General features: G+C 70.8%; 14 protein-coding genes. 11 read left to right on the forward strand and 3 right to left on the reverse strand.

Features of this window, described 5'->3' with window-relative positions; genetic code table 11:
- Nucleotides 1–215 precede the first annotated feature (215 nt).
- Nucleotides 216–1,127, reverse strand: coding sequence for a carbohydrate kinase family protein (locus tag ABT245_RS44605; protein ID WP_351746543.1), 912 nt, complete (start codon nt 1,125–1,127; stop codon nt 216–218).
- Entirely contained in the window at nt 1,124–2,251 is a 1,128-nt protein-coding gene (locus ABT245_RS44610; RefSeq protein WP_351746545.1) for a LacI family DNA-binding transcriptional regulator, read from the reverse strand. Before ABT245_RS44610 ends, ABT245_RS44605 begins: the two co-directional genes overlap by 4 nt.
- Nucleotides 2,252–2,492: 241 nt before the next feature.
- On the opposite strand from ABT245_RS44610, the gene ABT245_RS44615 reads away from it, so the two are divergent.
- Nucleotides 2,493–2,918 carry a Rieske (2Fe-2S) protein gene (locus ABT245_RS44615; protein ID WP_351746548.1) on the forward strand — a complete coding sequence of 142 codons (426 nt, stop codon included), beginning with the start codon at nt 2,493–2,495 and terminating at the stop codon, nt 2,916–2,918.
- A 17-nt stretch (nt 2,919–2,935) separates the two neighbouring features.
- Here the strand turns inward: ABT245_RS44615 and ABT245_RS44620 are convergent, their stop codons facing one another.
- Entirely contained in the window at nt 2,936–3,883 is a 948-nt protein-coding gene (locus tag ABT245_RS44620) for a hypothetical protein (RefSeq protein WP_351746551.1), read from the reverse strand.
- A gap of 751 nt (nt 3,884–4,634) precedes the next feature.
- Here ABT245_RS44620 and uvrC point away from each other — a divergent pair.
- The 10 genes from uvrC to ABT245_RS44670 all read left to right on the forward strand — a co-directional run.
- Nucleotides 4,635–6,677 (forward strand): excinuclease ABC subunit UvrC, encoded by a 2,043-nt coding sequence (gene uvrC, locus ABT245_RS44625; protein WP_351746554.1) that lies wholly within the window; start codon nt 4,635–4,637, stop codon nt 6,675–6,677.
- On the forward strand, nt 6,674–7,675 hold the full coding sequence (rapZ, locus tag ABT245_RS44630; protein WP_351746557.1) for an RNase adapter RapZ: 1,002 nt from the start codon (nt 6,674–6,676) through the stop codon (nt 7,673–7,675). Before uvrC ends, rapZ begins: the two co-directional genes overlap by 4 nt.
- The gene (locus ABT245_RS44635; protein ID WP_351746560.1) at nt 7,672–8,739 is read left to right on the forward strand and encodes a gluconeogenesis factor YvcK family protein; all 1,068 of its coding nucleotides are present in this window, start codon (nt 7,672–7,674) and stop codon (nt 8,737–8,739) included. Before rapZ ends, ABT245_RS44635 begins: the two co-directional genes overlap by 4 nt.
- Nucleotides 8,730–9,719 (forward strand): DNA-binding protein WhiA, encoded by a 990-nt coding sequence (gene whiA, locus ABT245_RS44640; RefSeq protein WP_351746563.1) that lies wholly within the window; start codon nt 8,730–8,732, stop codon nt 9,717–9,719. The genes ABT245_RS44635 and whiA overlap by 10 nt, the downstream gene beginning before the upstream one ends.
- A gap of 673 nt (nt 9,720–10,392) precedes the next feature.
- Nucleotides 10,393–11,400: a type I glyceraldehyde-3-phosphate dehydrogenase gene (gene gap / locus ABT245_RS44645; RefSeq protein ID WP_351746565.1), complete on the forward strand. Its 1,008-nt coding sequence runs from the start codon at nt 10,393–10,395 to the stop codon at nt 11,398–11,400.
- Between the two features lie 125 nt (nt 11,401–11,525).
- Nucleotides 11,526–12,746 carry a phosphoglycerate kinase gene (locus ABT245_RS44650; RefSeq protein ID WP_351746568.1) on the forward strand — a complete coding sequence of 407 codons (1,221 nt, stop codon included), beginning with the start codon at nt 11,526–11,528 and terminating at the stop codon, nt 12,744–12,746.
- Nucleotides 12,743–13,519 (forward strand): triose-phosphate isomerase, encoded by a 777-nt coding sequence (tpiA, locus tag ABT245_RS44655; protein ID WP_351746570.1) that lies wholly within the window; start codon nt 12,743–12,745, stop codon nt 13,517–13,519. The genes ABT245_RS44650 and tpiA overlap by 4 nt, the downstream gene beginning before the upstream one ends.
- Before the next feature lie 174 nt (nt 13,520–13,693).
- On the forward strand, nt 13,694–13,924 hold the full coding sequence (gene secG / locus ABT245_RS44660) for a preprotein translocase subunit SecG (RefSeq protein ID WP_046733461.1): 231 nt from the start codon (nt 13,694–13,696) through the stop codon (nt 13,922–13,924).
- A 199-nt stretch (nt 13,925–14,123) separates the two neighbouring features.
- On the forward strand, nt 14,124–14,459 hold the full coding sequence (locus tag ABT245_RS44665; protein ID WP_003976875.1) for an RNA polymerase-binding protein RbpA: 336 nt from the start codon (nt 14,124–14,126) through the stop codon (nt 14,457–14,459).
- A 600-nt stretch (nt 14,460–15,059) separates the two neighbouring features.
- On the forward strand, nt 15,060–15,353 hold a 294-nt coding region (locus tag ABT245_RS44670), incomplete at its 3' end, for a phosphoglucose isomerase-related protein (protein ID WP_502982324.1).

Below are 15,353 nucleotides of genomic sequence, written 5' to 3' on the forward strand. Positions count from 1 at the left end.
GGCGGGCCCCGCCGCCACCTACCCATACCCACAAACCCCGCCCCCCCCGGGGACCCCCCCGGCGGCCCGCCGCTCGTTCCATCAATAGCCACCCCGGCCCCGCGGTTTCGCCGCTCCCACGAACCGCAGGCCCGGTCGAACCTTGACAACAACATCAAGGAAACCGCCCTCGAAGGGCCCTCGAAGCCGCTGCGTACCTCCCGCCGCCGACGCCCCTACAACTCGCCCAGTTCGGCGGCGTACGGCGGCTCCGCCCCCGCCCGCGAGCACGTGATCGCCGCCGCACGTGCCGCGAACCGCAGCAGCCGAGTCCAGCCGTCGGCGCTCAGGCCCGTGAGCGCCCCGGCGGACAGGGCGCCCTGCGCGGACAGTCCGTGCAGCAGGGCCGCGTTCACCGTGTCGCCGGCACCGATCGTGTCGATGACGTCGACCTTCTCACCGGGCACGGAGTACTCCGCGCCGTCCCGGGTGAAGGCGGTGAGCCCGTCACCACCCCGGGTGACCACGACGGCCGAGGGGCCCGCGGCCAGCCACTCGCGCGGGCTGCCGCCCAGCCACTCGGCGTCCTCCTCCGAGAGCTTCAGCAGCGTCACGGAGGGCAGCCAGCCGCGGAAGCGGACCCGGTAGGCGTCCGGGTCCGCGATCAGGCCCGTGCGGATGTTCGGGTCGAGCGCGGTGAACAGTCCCTGCCCGGAGGCGGTCCGCATCAGCTCCTCGTAGGCGCTCGCCGCCGGCTCCAGGACGAGCGAGCAGGTACCGAAGGACACGGCGCGCGCCCCGGCCGGGAGGGCGGCCGGGGCCGCGAACAGGCGGTCGGCGGTGCCGTCGACGTAGAAGGAGTAGGCGGCCGAACCGGCCCCGTCGATGGTGGCGACCGCGAGCGTCGTCGGCTCCGTGCCGCGCTGCACGCCCGAGACGTCGACACCCGCGCCGCGCAACCCGTCGAGCAGGGCCTCACCGAAGGCGTCGTAGGAGGTGCGCGAGCAGAAGGCGGTCGGGGAGCCCAGACGGCCGAGGGCCACGGCCGTGTTGTAGGGGCCGCCGCCGAGCGCCGGCTTCAGCTCCGCCAGGGCACCCGTGCCCTGCGGTACCAGGTCGATCAGGGCCTCACCGGCGACGACGATCACGAGACGCTTCCTTTCGTGGGCTGCTCGGACTGGTCCGGTTGCACGTGGTGTCGGGGTTCCTTGGCGGGCTCCGGCGGCCCGGTCCGCACGGAGGGCTCCGGGCAGCCGCACGATGTGCGGTGCACAAAGGCACACGGGAGCCTGACCGTCCGCGCGGGGCGGTCCGGTGCGGCCAGACGGTCCAGCAGTACGCGGACGGCCTGTGCGCCGATCTCCCTGCTGGGCTGGGCGATCGCGGTGAGCCGGGGCGAGAAGAGGTCCGCCCAGGGGAAGTCGTCGAAACAGCACAGGGCGATGTCGTCCGGCACCCGCAGGCCCCGGTCCTTCAGGGCTTGCAGGGCACCGATGGTCATCGCGTTGTTGGCGGTGAGGAGGGCCGTGGGCGGAGCGGCGAGGGTCAGCAGGGCCGCCGTCGCCCGTTCGCCACCGGCCGGCTCGGAGTTGCCCGGCACAACGAGGCGTTCGTCGTGGGGGAGACCGGCGGCGGCCAGGCCGTCGCGGTAGCCGGCGATCCTTTCGCCGGTGGTGCTGAGCCCGGGCAGTCCGGCGACCAGGCCGATCCGGCGATGGTCCAGTCCGGCGAGATGGGTGACCAGCCGTGCCATGGGCTCGGCGCCCTCGGAGCAGACCTGGTCGAAGGGCGGTGGCGCGTCGGCGGTCGACCCGTCGAGGTGGTCGCCGATCAACCGGTCCAGGAACACCGTGGGTACGGCATGGCGGCCGAGGTAGGCGAGGAGGTCGCGCGGATCGGCGGACGGGGCGACGATCATGCCGTCCACGCGTCGCTCGTGGAGCAGTTGGACGACCTTGCGTTCGTGCCGTGGGTCGTCGTGCGGATCGGCGATCAGCAGGCCGTAGCCCTCCTCCAGAGCGCCGGCCTCGACACCCTGGAGGATCTCGGTGAAGTAGGGGTTGCTGATCGCCGACACCGCGAGCCCGATGGAGCGGGTCCGGGAGGTCACCAGGGAGCGGGCGAGGGTGTTGGGCGTGTATCCCAGCCGGTCGACCGCGTCCAGCACGGCCTGACGGGTACGGGGCAGCACGGGACGCGTGCCGTTCAGCACATGGGAGACGGTCGCCACGGAGACGCCGGCTCTCCGTGCCACGTCGGCCATGGTGGGCATCGCGCTTCCTCCCAGCGGGCTGCGGCGGTCGTTCTGGCCGGGAAAGTACCTCATCCGAGGGGTGCACGTAAGCGCTTGCGCAAACGCTTACGTCGGCATATCGCCAGCTCGGGGCCTCCACCTTCGCCCCTCGTCACCCATGCCCGGCCACCCTGGGCGAACCGCGGGGCGGGTCGCCGGATAGGGTCGACGCCGTCCAACCCACGAACAACGTAGGAACCCCTGACCAGTGGAGACCTCGATGCCCGCCCGACCCTCCGCAAGTCGTCGTACCGTCCTTCGGGGAGCCGCCGTCGCACCGGTGGCCGGGCTCGGACTCGCCGCCTGTTCGGCAGCGGGCGGGACCACATCGGACGCGACGCCGACCGCTCCGGTGGAACTCGGCGCCGAGAGCGAGGTCGCCCAGGGCGGCGCCCAGCTGTACCGGGACCACAACGTCGTGGTCAGCAGGGACTCCGGGGGCACGCTCAAGGCATACAGCACCATCTGCACACACGCCGGGTGCCCCATCAACAAGCTGGAGGGGACGACGCTGATCTGCCCCTGCCACGGAAGCGAGTTCGACGCCATGACGGGCAAGGTGGTGCAGGCGCCGGCCACCGAGCCGCTTCCCGAACTGCCGGTGAAGGCGTCCGGCGGCAAGCTCATCGCGGGGCCCGGCGCCTGATCAGCGGGGCGGCGAGGTCACTCCCAGTGCCAGCCGATCCCGATGATGCCCGGCCGCACCCGCGGCTCGACCAGGTGCACCGAGCGGTGCACCCCGCTGAGCGGCAGTTCCTGCCGACCGCTGCGCGGTGCCGCGGCGGAGTGCTGAGTGAAGCGATGACAGCGGGCCGGGAGGGCGTCCGCGTCGAAACGCACCTGGAGGGCGTACTGACCGCCGGGGAAGGCGAAGCCGCGCATGTACTCGCGCGAGGGTCCGGCCGTGCCGTCCTCGACGCCGTACCGGAACAGGAAGGTGTCACCCGAGCGCAATCGGGTGCCGAAGAGCAGCTCGGCGACCAGGACACCGGTGTGCTGGTCCCAACGGACGCGTCCCGTGCGGCAGTTCTCCAGGGCGTGCACCGTCATCCGGTCGGGCGCGCAGCCCGGGTCGCCGTGATGGACGGCCACGAAGCGGTCGACCCCGTCGCGGTGTGCCCGCACGATGTGGTGCGACTCACGGCCGGCCAGTTCACGGCGCGCGCCCACCCGTACTCGCTCGTGGTGGCCCAGCGCGTGCAGTCCCCCGTCGAGGTTCCAGCCCAGCTCGGCCTGGAGCCGGTTCAGGACGCCGGAGGCCTCTATCCGGGAGCGGTACGAGCGGGCCGCGGGGCGCTGGGCGGTCGGAACCTCGTCGGTCTCGGCGAGCAGCCGGATCAGTGACTCCTCCGGCAGCTTGAGTATCTCCTCCAGCGCGCGAACGGCCCGCAGCGACTCCGGGCGCTGTGGTCGCCGGGCACCCTGCTGCCAGTAACTCAGGCTCGTGACACCGACCTTGACCCCGTGACGCGACAGATGGTGCTGGACGCGCTGGAGCGGCAGGCCGCGGGCGGCGATCGCGGCGCGCAGTGCGACATGGAAGGGGCCGCCCCGCAGGGCCGTGTGCAGTTCCTCGCTGGCGAGGTCCGCGTGCTGTGTGCCGTGCCGCATGCACAGGGGCCTTTCTGTGAGGGTTCGCTACGGCGGGTCAGACCGTTCGCGCGGGTCTTCCGGGGTCACCGCGGTGGTGGCCGGGGACGCCCGCATATCCGTACGACTATTCGCGCACCGTCGTTCACGGTCCCGAGTTCCACCGCATTGAAGCGTGTTGACCAATCCCCGACAACACCTCGGGCCCAACCGCGGTAGGCGGCGCGACGTCCCACGGTGGGCAGCCGCCCCGGCCCGGTTGGCATGGTTGCTGGCGGCAGGGCCTTGAAGGGGCCCGTGGAACTGCGCGTACGCGGTCGGCCGCCGTGACCGCGGCGCACGGCCCGCCGCCTCGGCTGCGGCACAGGCCGGCCTTGCTCGACAGCCAGCCGCCCGTCCGGACACTGAGGGCCCCTCCCGTCTCCGTGGCCGGCCGCCTCGCCTCCGCCCCACCCGTCCGGCCACCGAGGGTCCCTCCGCCCCCGTGACCAGCCGCCTCGCCCTCCGCCCCACCCGTCCGGCCACCGAGCACCGAGGATCCGCCGCCACCGTCCCACTGCCACCACCCCGAGCCCCGCCCAGCCCCGCCCCGCACGCGTCGCCCCACCCCGCGTTCCCCACAGCGGCAGCGCTGACGGGTGACGAGGCGGTCGGTGCGCCGCAGCGGCGGATCGCCGGGGGCGCCCTCGAAACATGGCTCGATACCGAGGGGCGGAGCGGCGTTGTCCACAGGCCCGTCGGACTGTCCCCGCCCGACAGTAGGGTGTGAGACATGGCCGATCCCTCCAGCTACCGCCCCAAGCCGGGAGAGATTCCGGACTCTCCCGGGGTGTACAGGTTCCGTGACGAGCACCGCCGGGTGATCTACGTCGGAAAGGCGAAGAGCCTGCGTCAGCGCCTGGCGAACTACTTCCAGGACCTGGCGAACCTCCACCCGCGCACCCGGACGATGGTCACCACGGCCGCGTCCGTGGAGTGGACCGTCGTGTCCACGGAGGTCGAGGCGCTGCAGCTGGAGTACTCCTGGATCAAGGAGTTCGACCCCCGGTTCAACGTCAAGTACCGCGACGACAAGAGCTACCCCTACCTCGCGGTGACGATGAACGAGGAGTTCCCGCGCGTGCAGGTGATGCGCGGTCACAAGAAGAAGGGCGTCCGCTACTTCGGGCCGTACGGGCATGCCTGGGCCATCCGCGACACGGTCGACCTGCTGCTGAGGGTCTTCCCGGTGCGCACCTGCTCGGCCGGTGTCTTCAAGAACGCCGCCCGCACCGGCCGCCCCTGCCTGCTCGGCTACATCGGCAAGTGCTCGGCGCCCTGCGTCGGCCGGATCTCCGCCGAGGACCATCGCGAACTGGCCGGGGAGTTCTGCGACTTCATGGCCGGCCGCACGGGCACATATCTGCGCCGCTTGGAGCGGCAGATGATGGAGGCGGCCGAGGAGATGGAGTACGAGCGGGCCGCCCGCCTGCGCGACGACATAGAGGCCCTGAAGAAGGCCATGGAGAAGAACGCGGTCGTGCTCGCCGACGCGACCGACGCCGACCTGATCGCCGTCGCCGAGGACGAACTGGAGGCGGCTCTCCAGATCTTCCATGTCCGCGGCGGGCGGGTGCGCGGCCAGCGGGGCTGGGTGACCGACAAGGTGGAGGAGGTCACCACCGGCGCCCTCGTCGAGCACGCTCTCCAGCAGCTCTACGGCGAGGAGAAGGGGGATGCCGTGCCCAAGGAGGTCCTGGTCCCCGCACTGCCGGAGCCGGTCGAACCCGTGCAGGATTGGCTCACCGGGCGCCGCGGGTCCAATGTCTCCCTGCGCATCCCGCAGCGCGGTGACAAGAAGGCACTGATGGAGACCGTGCAGCGCAACGCACAGCAGGCGCTCGCCCTGCACAAGACCAAGCGCGCCTCCGACCTGACCACCCGCTCGCGCGCCCTGGAGGAGATCGCCGACGCCCTCGACCTGGACAGCGCACCCCTCCGGATCGAGTGCTACGACATCTCGCACCTCCAGGGCGAGGACGTGGTGGCCTCCATGGTCGTCTTCGAGGACGGGCTTCAGCGCAAGAGCGAGTACCGCCGCTTCCAGATCAAGGGCTTCGAGGGCCAGGACGACGTCCGCTCCATGCACGAGGTGATCACCCGCCGCTTCAAGCGCTATCTCGCCGACAAGGAGAAGACGGGCGAGTGGGTGGACGAGGACGGGGAGAACGGCCTCAAGGACGAGGACGGCCGTCCCAGGAAGTTCGCCTACCCGCCGCAACTGGTCGTCGTCGACGGCGGCCGGCCGCAGGTCGCGGCCGCCAAGAGAGCCCTGGACGAGCTGGGCATCGACGACATCGCCGTCTGCGGCCTCGCCAAGCGGCTGGAAGAGGTCTGGCTGCCCCACGACGACGACCCGGTGGTCCTGCCCCGCACCAGTGAGGGCCTTTATCTGCTCCAGCGCGTCCGTGACGAGGCGCACCGGTTCGCCATCACCTACCAGCGCGCCAAGCGTGCCAAGCGGTTCCGGGCCGGCCCCCTGGACGACGTGCCGGGCCTCGGCGACACCCGCAAACAGGCGTTGATCAAGCATTTCGGCTCGGTGAAGAAGCTGCGGTCCGCGACAATCGACCAGATCCAGGAGGTGCCCGGCATCGGCCGCAAGACGGCCGAGACCATTGCCGCGGCCTTCGCCCGGGCGGCCCCGGCCGCACCCGCCGTGAACACGGCGACCGGAGAGATCATTGAAGACGAGGAACCCGATACGACGGGGGGTTCCTCGGGGGAGCCCGTGACCGCGGGCGCCCTGGACGAACGACGGGGGCAGGAGAGATGACCGAGCACGACGCACAGCACACAGCGGAACGAGATCGAAAGCACAAGGAAGCGAGCGAGGATCAGCCGCAGCAAGCGGTTCGGGAAAACGGAGAGGCAGTGAGCACGGACATCACGACGGCCGGGGTCCCCGAGGCGGCCATCCCCGAGCTGGTGATCATCTCCGGCATGTCGGGAGCGGGCCGCTCGACAGCCGCGAAGTGCCTGGAGGACCTGGGCTGGTTCGTCGTCGACAACCTTCCGCCCGCCCTGATCCCGACCATGGTCGAGCTGGGTGCCCGTTCCCAGGGCAACGTGGCCCGGATCGCGGTCGTCGTCGACGTACGCGGCCGGCGCTTCTTCGACAACCTGCGGGAATCCCTCGCCGACCTCGACACCCGTGGGGTCACCCGGCGGATCGTGTTCCTGGAGTCCTCCGACGAGGCCCTGGTGCGCCGCTTCGAGTCCGTGCGCCGCCCGCACCCCCTGCAGGGCGACGGCCGCATCGTCGACGGCATCGCCGCCGAGCGTGAGCTGCTGCGCGAGCTGCGCGGCGACGCCGACCTGGTGATCGACACCTCCAGCCTGAACGTGCACGAGCTGCGCGCCAAGATGGACGCCCAGTTCGCCGGAGAGGAGGAGCCCGAGCTGCGGGCCACGGTGATGTCCTTCGGCTTCAAGTACGGCCTCCCGGTCGACGCCGACCTGGTGGCGGACATGCGCTTCCTGCCCAATCCGCACTGGGTCCCGGAGCTGCGCCCGTACACAGGGGTGCACGAGGAGGTCGCCGCGTACGTCTTCAACCAGCCCGGCGCCAAGGAGTTCCTCGACCGGTACGCCGAACTGCTGCGCCTCATCGCGGCAGGCTACCGCCGCGAGGGCAAGCGCTATGTGACCATCGCCATCGGCTGTACCGGCGGCAAGCACCGCTCGGTGGCCATGTCGGAGAAGCTGGCCGCGCGGCTCGCGGCCGAGGGCGTGGAGACGGTGGTCGTGCACCGGGACATGGGACGGGAATGACGCCACGTACTCCGCGGCTGAGCAGGCTGCGTCTGGCGGTCCCCGAGGCACGTGCGAGCCGCCCCTCCGAGTCCCGGGGTGCCCGGCCGCGCCGCCGGGGCACCCAGCCCAAGGTCGTCGCCCTGGGCGGCGGCATGGGCCTGTCCGCCTCGCTGGCCGCGCTGCGCCGGATCACCGGCGACCTCACCGCCGTCGTCACCGTGGCCGACGACGGCGGCTCCAGCGGGCGGCTGCGCGACGAACTGGGCGTGCTGCCACCCGGGGACCTGCGCAAGGCGCTGGCCGCGCTGTGCGGGGACGACGACTGGGGCCAGACCTGGGCCCGGGTCATCCAGCACCGCTTCGAGTCCGAGGGCGATCTGCACGATCACGCGGTCGGCAATCTGCTGATCGTCGCCCTGTGGGAGCAGCTCGGCGACCATGTGCAGGCCCTGGACCTGGTCGGCAAGCTGCTCGGCGCGCACGGCCGGGTGCTGCCCATGTCGGCCGTGCCGCTGGAACTCCAGGCTCTGGTCAAGGGCCATGATCCGGCCCGGCCGGAGCAGGTGGCCACGGTGCGCGGGCAGGCGACGGTGGCGCTGACACCCGGCGAAGTGCAGTCGGTGCATGTCGTGCCGCACGATCCGCCGGCCGTGCCCGAGGCCGTCGCGGCGGTCCTGGACGCGGACTGGGTGGTGCTCGGCCCCGGCTCCTGGTTCTCCTCGGTCATCCCGCACCTGCTCGTGCCCGAACTGCTGGACGCCCTCACCAACACCAAGGCGCGCCGTGTGCTGTCCCTGAACCTCGCTCCGCAGCCGGGAGAAACCGAAGGCTTCTCCCCGCAGCGTCATTTGGAGGTTTTGGGGCGACACGCCCCTAAACTCGCCCTGGACGTGGTGCTGGCCGACGAAGCCGCCGTGCCCGACCGGGAATCGCTCACCGAGGCCGCCAAGCGGCTCGGGGCGGCGGTCGAGCTGGCGCCGGTGGCCCGGACCGACGGCTCTCCCCGGCATGACCCGGAGCTGTTGGCCGCCGCGTACGACCGTATTTTTCGGATGCATGGAAGGATCGGCCCATGGCGATGACGGCAGCGGTGAAGGACGAGATCTCCCGGCTCCCCGTCACCCGGACCTGCTGCAGAAAGGCGGAGGTCTCCGCCATTTTGCGGTTCGCCGGCGGCCTTCACCTGGTGAGCGGGCGCATTGTGATCGAGGCGGAGCTGGACACCGCGATGGCGGCCCGCCGGCTCAAGCGGGACATTCTGGAGATCTTCGGGCACAGCTCGGAGCTGATCGTGATGGCGCCCGGCGGGCTGCGCCGCGGTTCGCGCTACGTCGTGCGGGTGGTCGCGGGGGGCGACCAGCTGGCCCGGCAGACGGGGCTCGTCGACGGCCGGGGGCGCCCGATCCGGGGCCTGCCCCCGCAGGTGGTCTCGGGGGCCACCTGCGATGCCGAGGCCGCCTGGCGTGGGGCTTTCCTGGCGCACGGCTCGCTGACCGAGCCGGGCCGCTCCTCCTCCCTTGAGGTGACCTGCCCGGGTCCGGAGGCCGCGCTCGCCCTGGTCGGCGCCGCCCGTCGGCTGTCGATCGCGGCGAAGGCCCGCGAGGTGCGCGGCGTGGACCGCGTGGTGGTGCGCGACGGCGACGCGATCGGCGCCCTGCTCACCCGCCTCGGCGCGCATGAGTCCGTGCTGGCCTGGGAGGAGCGGCGGATGCGCCGCGAGGTCCGTGCCACGGCCAACCGGCTCGCCAACTTCGACGACGCGAATCTGCGGCGCTCCGCGCGTGCGGCCGTCGCGGCGGGCGCGCGTGTCCAGCGGGCCCTGGAGATCCTGGGCGAGGAGGTTCCCGAGCACCTTGCCGCCGCCGGCCGGCTGCGCATGGAGCACAAGCAGGCCTCCCTGGAGGAGCTGGGAGCGCTTGCCGACCCGCCGTTGACCAAGGACGCGGTCGCCGGCCGGATCCGCCGACTGCTCGCCATGGCCGACAAGCGCGCCGCCGACCTGGGCATCCCGGGCACGGAGGCCAACCTCACCGAGGAGATGGCGGACAACCTGGCGGGCTGACGGACCCGCTCCGCCACCGGCCTCGCCCCCCCGCGCCACAGGCTGACGCCCCTGCCCCCGACGGCGGAGGGGCCGATCAGGAGACATGGGCAGCCCTTCAGGAGACTTGGGCAGCGGGGGATCAGTCGACGGCGGAGCCGGTCGACGCCGAGGAGAGCGCGCCGACCTGACGGGTGCTCGCGTTTCGAGGAGTGCGACGGCGGTCAGGGATCGGACGGGCGGGCCGAGTGCCCGATCCGGGTGCGGAACCGGGGAAGGGCCTGCCCGGCCAGAGAAGAGAAGGGTGAGGCCGGCCGACGCCATGGGGTGTGGGCGCACGGGGCGGGCGAGAGCCGGCCGCGTCGGCGCGCACCCGCCGGTCGCGTCAACTCGCCGTCGCGGACAGCACTTTGGAGTGACTTCCCTGGCGGCCCCAGCGCGGCGCGTCCCTCGAAACGGTGAAATCGACGGTCCGATGCCGTCGGACGCCCGCGGACGTGTCCCGGCCCGTCGCGCGGTGGCGGCGGGCCGGGCGGTCCATCACCCTACTGACGGGTACAGGCCGTCGTGTCGTGTATGGGGCGTCTCGATGTCACCGACGCGGCCTCGGGGAGGTAGGGTCGTGGGTGGTCGGGGACATCCCATACAGCTCGCCGGCAAACGAAAGTCGGCGTACCAACGAGGAGATCGGTTCGTGACGATCCGCGTAGGCATCAACGGCTTTGGCCGCATCGGTCGTAACTACTTCCGCGCGCTGCTGGAGCAGGGTGCAGACATCGAGATCGTGGCTGTCAACGACCTGGGTGACACCGCGACCACCGCTCACCTGCTGAAGTACGACACCATCCTGGGCCGCCTCAAGCAGGAGGTCTCCCACACCGCCGACACCATCACCGTCGACGGCCACTCCATCAAGGTGCTCTCCGAGCGCGACCCCGCCAACATTCCGTGGGGCGAGCTGGGCGTCGACCTCGTCATCGAGTCGACCGGCATCTTCACCAAGCGTGAGGACGCCGCCAAGCACCTCGCCGGCGGCGCCAAGAAGGTCATCATCTCGGCTCCGGCCAAGGATGAGGACATCACCATCGTGATGGGCGTCAACCAGGACAAGTACGACGCGGCCAACCACCACGTCATCTCCAACGCCTCCTGCACCACCAACTGTGTGGCGCCGATGGCGAAGGTCCTGGACGAGAACTTCGGCATCGTCAAGGGCCTGATGACGACGGTGCACGCGTACACCAACGACCAGCGCATCCTGGACTTCCCGCACAAGGACCTGCGCCGTGCCCGGGCCGCCGCGGAGAACATCATCCCGACCACCACCGGCGCCGCCAAGGCCACCGCCCTGGTGCTGCCGCAGCTCAAGGGCAAGCTGGACGGCATCGCCATGCGCGTCCCGGTCCCGACCGGCTCCGTGACCGACCTGGTCGTCGAACTGGGCCGCGAGGTCACCAAGGAAGAGGTCAACGCCGCCTTCCAGAAGGCCGCCGAAGGCGAGCTGAAGGGCCTCCTCGACTACACGGAGGACCCGATCGTCTCCTCCGACATCGTCAACGCCCCGGCGTCCTGTACTTTCGACTCCTCCCTGACCATGGTCCAGGAGGGCAAGAACGTGAAGGTCATCGGCTGGTACGACAACGAGTGGGGCTACTCCAACCGCCTCGTCGACCTGACCGTCTTCGTCGGCGGCCAGCTCTGATCGCCACACCAGGCGCCACTTCGATGTGAGTGCAGGGCTCGGGCAGCGCCACCGCGCGCGGTCCGAGCCCTTCCGCGCATGTTCAGCCCTCGTACGATCACGAGCCCCATCCGGGAGTCCCATCCATGAAGACGATCGACGAACTCCTCGCCGAAGGCGTCGACGGCAAGCGGGTCTTCGTCCGCGCCGACCTCAATGTCCCGCTCGCCGACGGCATCATCACCGACGACGGCCGCATCCGCGCCGTCCTGCCCACCATCAAGGCCCTCGCCGAGGCGGGCGCCAAGGTCGTCGTCGCCTCCCACCTGGGCCGCCCCAAGGGCGCCCCGGACCCCGTGTTCTCGCTGCTGCCCGCGGCGGAGCGGCTGGGTGAACTCCTCGGCGCGCCGGTCGCGTTCGCCCAGGACACCGTCGGCCCCGCCGCCCACGGCGCCGTGGACGGACTGCAGCCCGGCCAGGTCGCGGTCATCGAGAACCTGCGCTTCAACCCCGGCGAGACCTCCAAGGACGACACCGAGCGCGGCGAGTTCGCCGACCGGCTGGCCGCCCTCGCGGACATCTACGTCGGTGACGGCTTCGGCGCCGTGCACCGCAAGCACGCCTCCGTCTTCGACCTCCCGGCCCGGCTGCCGCACTACGCCGGCCACCTCATCGCCACCGAGGTCGGGGTGCTGAAGAAGCTCACCGAGGACGTCAAGCGTCCCTACGCCGTCGCGCTCGGCGGCGCGAAGGTCTCCGACAAGCTCGCCGTCATCGACGAGTTGCTCGGCAAGGCCGACCGGCTGCTCATCGGCGGCGGCATGGCCTACACCTTCCTGAAGGCCAAGGGCTACGAGATCGGCGTCTCCCTCGTCCAGGAGGACCAGCTCGCGGCGGTCACCGAGTACCTGGAACGTGCCGAGAAGCAGGGCGTCGAGCTGCTGCTCCCGGTCGACGTGGTGGTCGCCCCCGCCTTCCCGGACCTGAAGGCCAAGGCGGCGACCGAGCACTCCGTGGTCGACGCCGACAAGATCCCCGCCGACCAGATGGGCCTGGACATCGGCCCGAGGACCGGCGAGCTGTATGCCGCCAGGCTCGCCGACGCCGCGACCGTCTTCTGGAACGGTCCCATGGGCGTCTTCGAGCACCCCGACTACGCCGAGGGCACCAAGACGGTCGCCCAGGCCCTCGTCGACACGGACGGCTTCACCGTCGTCGGCGGCGGAGACTCCGCCGCGGCCGTGCGCACGCTCGGCTTCGACGAGACCGCATTCGGCCACATCTCGACCGGTGGCGGCGCCTCCCTCGAATACCTAGAGGGCAAGACGCTCCCCGGCCTCGCCGCACTGGAGGACGACCAAGCATGAGCACGCGCACGCCGCTGATGGCGGGCAACTGGAAGATGAACCTCAACCACCTGGAGGCCATCGCACACGTCCAGAAGCTCGCCTTCGCCCTGGCCGACAAGGACTACGAGGCCGTAGAGGTCGCCGTCCTGCCGCCCTTCACCGACCTGCGCTCCGTGCAGACCCTGGTCGACGGCGACAAGCTCAAGATCAAGTACGGCGCCCAGGACGTCTCGGCGCATGACTCCGGTGCCTACACCGGCGAGATCTCCGGACCGATGCTGGCCAAGCTGAAGTGCACGTACGTGGTCATCGGCCACTCCGAGCGCCGCCAGTACCACCGCGAGACCGACGAGCAGGTCAACGCCAAGGCCAAGACCGCCTTCAAGCACGGCCTGACCCCGATCCTCTGCGTCGGCGAGGAACTGGACGTCCGTGAGGCGGGTGACCATGTCACGCACACCCTCGCCCAGGTCGAGGGCGGTCTGAAGGACCTCACGGCCGAGCAGGCCGAGACGATCGTGATCGCCTACGAGCCCGTGTGGGCCATCGGCACCGGCAAGGTCTGCGGTGCCGCGGACGCCCAGGAGGTGTGCGCGGCCATCCGCGGCAAGATCGCCGAGCTGTACTCGCAGGACGTGGCCGACAAGGTGCGCATCCAGTACGGCGGCTCCGTGAAGTCGGGCAACGTCGCCGAGATCATGGCCCAGCCCGATGTCGACGGCGCCCTGGTCGGCGGCGCCTCGTTGGACTCCGACGAGTTCGTCAAGATCGTCCGCTTCCGCGACCAGTGAGCCACCGGGGCGCGGCCCCGGCCGGGCCCGCCCCGGAGGCGGCCCGGCGGCGCCGCGAGTAGGCGGCAGCGGAGATACGTCGTACCCTTGCGGGGGCTGGTAGGTACCTGCCGGCCCCCGTCGTCCATCCGAATGCGTCCATCCGAATCCGAGGAAGTTGGTCCAGCCGTGGTTTTGGGGTTCTCGATCGCCCTGATCGTCTTCAGCCTGCTGCTGATGCTGCTGGTGCTGATGCACAAGGGGAAGGGCGGCGGTCTCTCCGACATGTTCGGTGGCGGCATGCAGTCGTCCGTCGGCGGCTCCTCGGTCGCCGAGCGAAACCTCGACCGGATCACCGTGGTGATCGGTCTGCTGTGGTTCGCGTGCATCATCGTGCTCGGCATGCTCATGAAGACGAACAGCTGAGTGACGCATACGTTGCGAACGTAAGGCCCCATGTTAGGTACGTGCCTCTGAGCGCGGCCTATCATGGGGCTTGCGTCTGGTTGAGGGGACGGTAACTCCCATCACTGGACGCGCGTTGGGCCTTACGTAGACTGAGGCGCTCGCAGCGGAGCGGAACGCCGACTCGCTTCGCGGCACCATCACGCAGGGAGTTACGACCGTGGCAAGTGGCAACGCGATCCGAGGAAGCCGGGTCGGGGCGGGGCCGATGGGCGAGGCCGAGCGGGGCGAGTCCGCCCCGCGTCTGCGCATCTCCTTCTGGTGCTCCAACGGGCACGAGACGCAGCCCAGCTTCGCCAGCGACGCGCAGGTTCCCGAGACCTGGGACTGCCCGCGCTGCGGCTTCCCGGCCGGACAGGACCGGGACAACCCGCCGGACCCGCCGCGCACCGAGCCGTACAAGACGCACCTCGCGTACGTACGGGAGCGGCGCAGCGATGCGGACGGCGAGGCGATCCTCGCCGAGGCGCTCGCCAAACTGCGCGGCGAGATCTAGCAGTTGACAACCGGCCGGACGCCCGCGGGCGCCTGGCCGGAGCCGTTCGGCGGGACAGCGGGCACCGTCCGCGGACCGATTGTCAGTGGTGTCCTTTACGGTTTGTGCATCGGCGAATCGTGAGGGGGACACATGACGGGGGTCGCGGCGGTGGACAGGAGTGCGCCCGTGGGACGGCGCGGGGGATACGGGGGATCTGGACGGCTGTGGACCGCCGCCGCCGTCTTCCGCTTCGCGGCCCCGCTGCGTGCCGCCGTGACCGTCGGTGGTTACGTTCTGTGGCTGCTTACGGCCATGCTCCAGACGGTCTTCGACCATGCCTCCACCGCCCCTGCGCGCGGGCTGCGCCGCCACACTGCTGGGCACCGATGGCATGGACGCCCTGATCACCGGACCGGTGCCGCACGTCATACGCCGGCCGCGCGCCGGGACCGTGGGATATGCCGGCGTTGATACCGGCGGGCAAGCCGGACGTATCTGTTGGTGCGCCGTACGACGGTGCTACGGGACGTCATGTCACGCTCTGATCAACTAGGTTGTGACCGGCAGCGGGCAAGGCACGCAGCAGGACAGGTGTAGGAAAGAAGGCTGAAGTCCGAAATGAACGCAGACGGCCGTACCAGGCTTGACCAGAAGCCCGAGTGGACCGCGCTGGCGGAGCACCGCGAGCGGCTTGCCGACCCCCACCTGAGGGACCTGTTCGCCGCCGACCCGGGGCGCGGCGCCGGCTACACGCTGCATGTCGGTGACCTGTATGTCGACTACTCGAAGCACCTGGTCACGGACGAGACGCTGAGATTGCTCCAGGAACTGGCCGTGGCGTGTGATGTGTTCGGGCTGCGGGACGCGATGTTCCGTGGGGAGAAGATCAATGTCACGGAGGACCGGGCGGTG

This window comes from Streptomyces sp. NPDC001508, from assembly GCF_040298665.1.
Classification (GTDB): domain Bacteria; phylum Actinomycetota; class Actinomycetes; order Streptomycetales; family Streptomycetaceae; genus Streptomyces.

Bases quoted from the DNA above. Each gene is read 5' to 3' on its own strand.
- whiA (WP_351746563.1), top strand. From the start codon at position 8,730: ATGGCGATGACGGCAGCGGTGAAGGACGAGATCTCCCGGCTCCCCGTC.
- ABT245_RS44650 (WP_351746568.1), top strand. From the start codon at position 11,526: ATGAAGACGATCGACGAACTCCTCGCCGAAGGCGTCGACGGCAAGCGG.
- uvrC (WP_351746554.1), top strand. From the start codon at position 4,635: ATGGCCGATCCCTCCAGCTACCGCCCCAAGCCGGGAGAGATTCCGGAC.
- rapZ (WP_351746557.1), top strand. From the start codon at position 6,674: ATGACCGAGCACGACGCACAGCACACAGCGGAACGAGATCGAAAGCAC.
- tpiA (WP_351746570.1), top strand. From the start codon at position 12,743: ATGAGCACGCGCACGCCGCTGATGGCGGGCAACTGGAAGATGAACCTC.
- ABT245_RS44635 (WP_351746560.1), top strand. From the start codon at position 7,672: ATGACGCCACGTACTCCGCGGCTGAGCAGGCTGCGTCTGGCGGTCCCC.
- ABT245_RS44610 (WP_351746545.1), bottom strand. From the start codon at position 2,251: ATGCCCACCATGGCCGACGTGGCACGGAGAGCCGGCGTCTCCGTGGCG.
- ABT245_RS44615 (WP_351746548.1), top strand. From the start codon at position 2,493: ATGCCCGCCCGACCCTCCGCAAGTCGTCGTACCGTCCTTCGGGGAGCC.
- ABT245_RS44620 (WP_351746551.1), bottom strand. From the start codon at position 3,883: ATGCGGCACGGCACACAGCACGCGGACCTCGCCAGCGAGGAACTGCAC.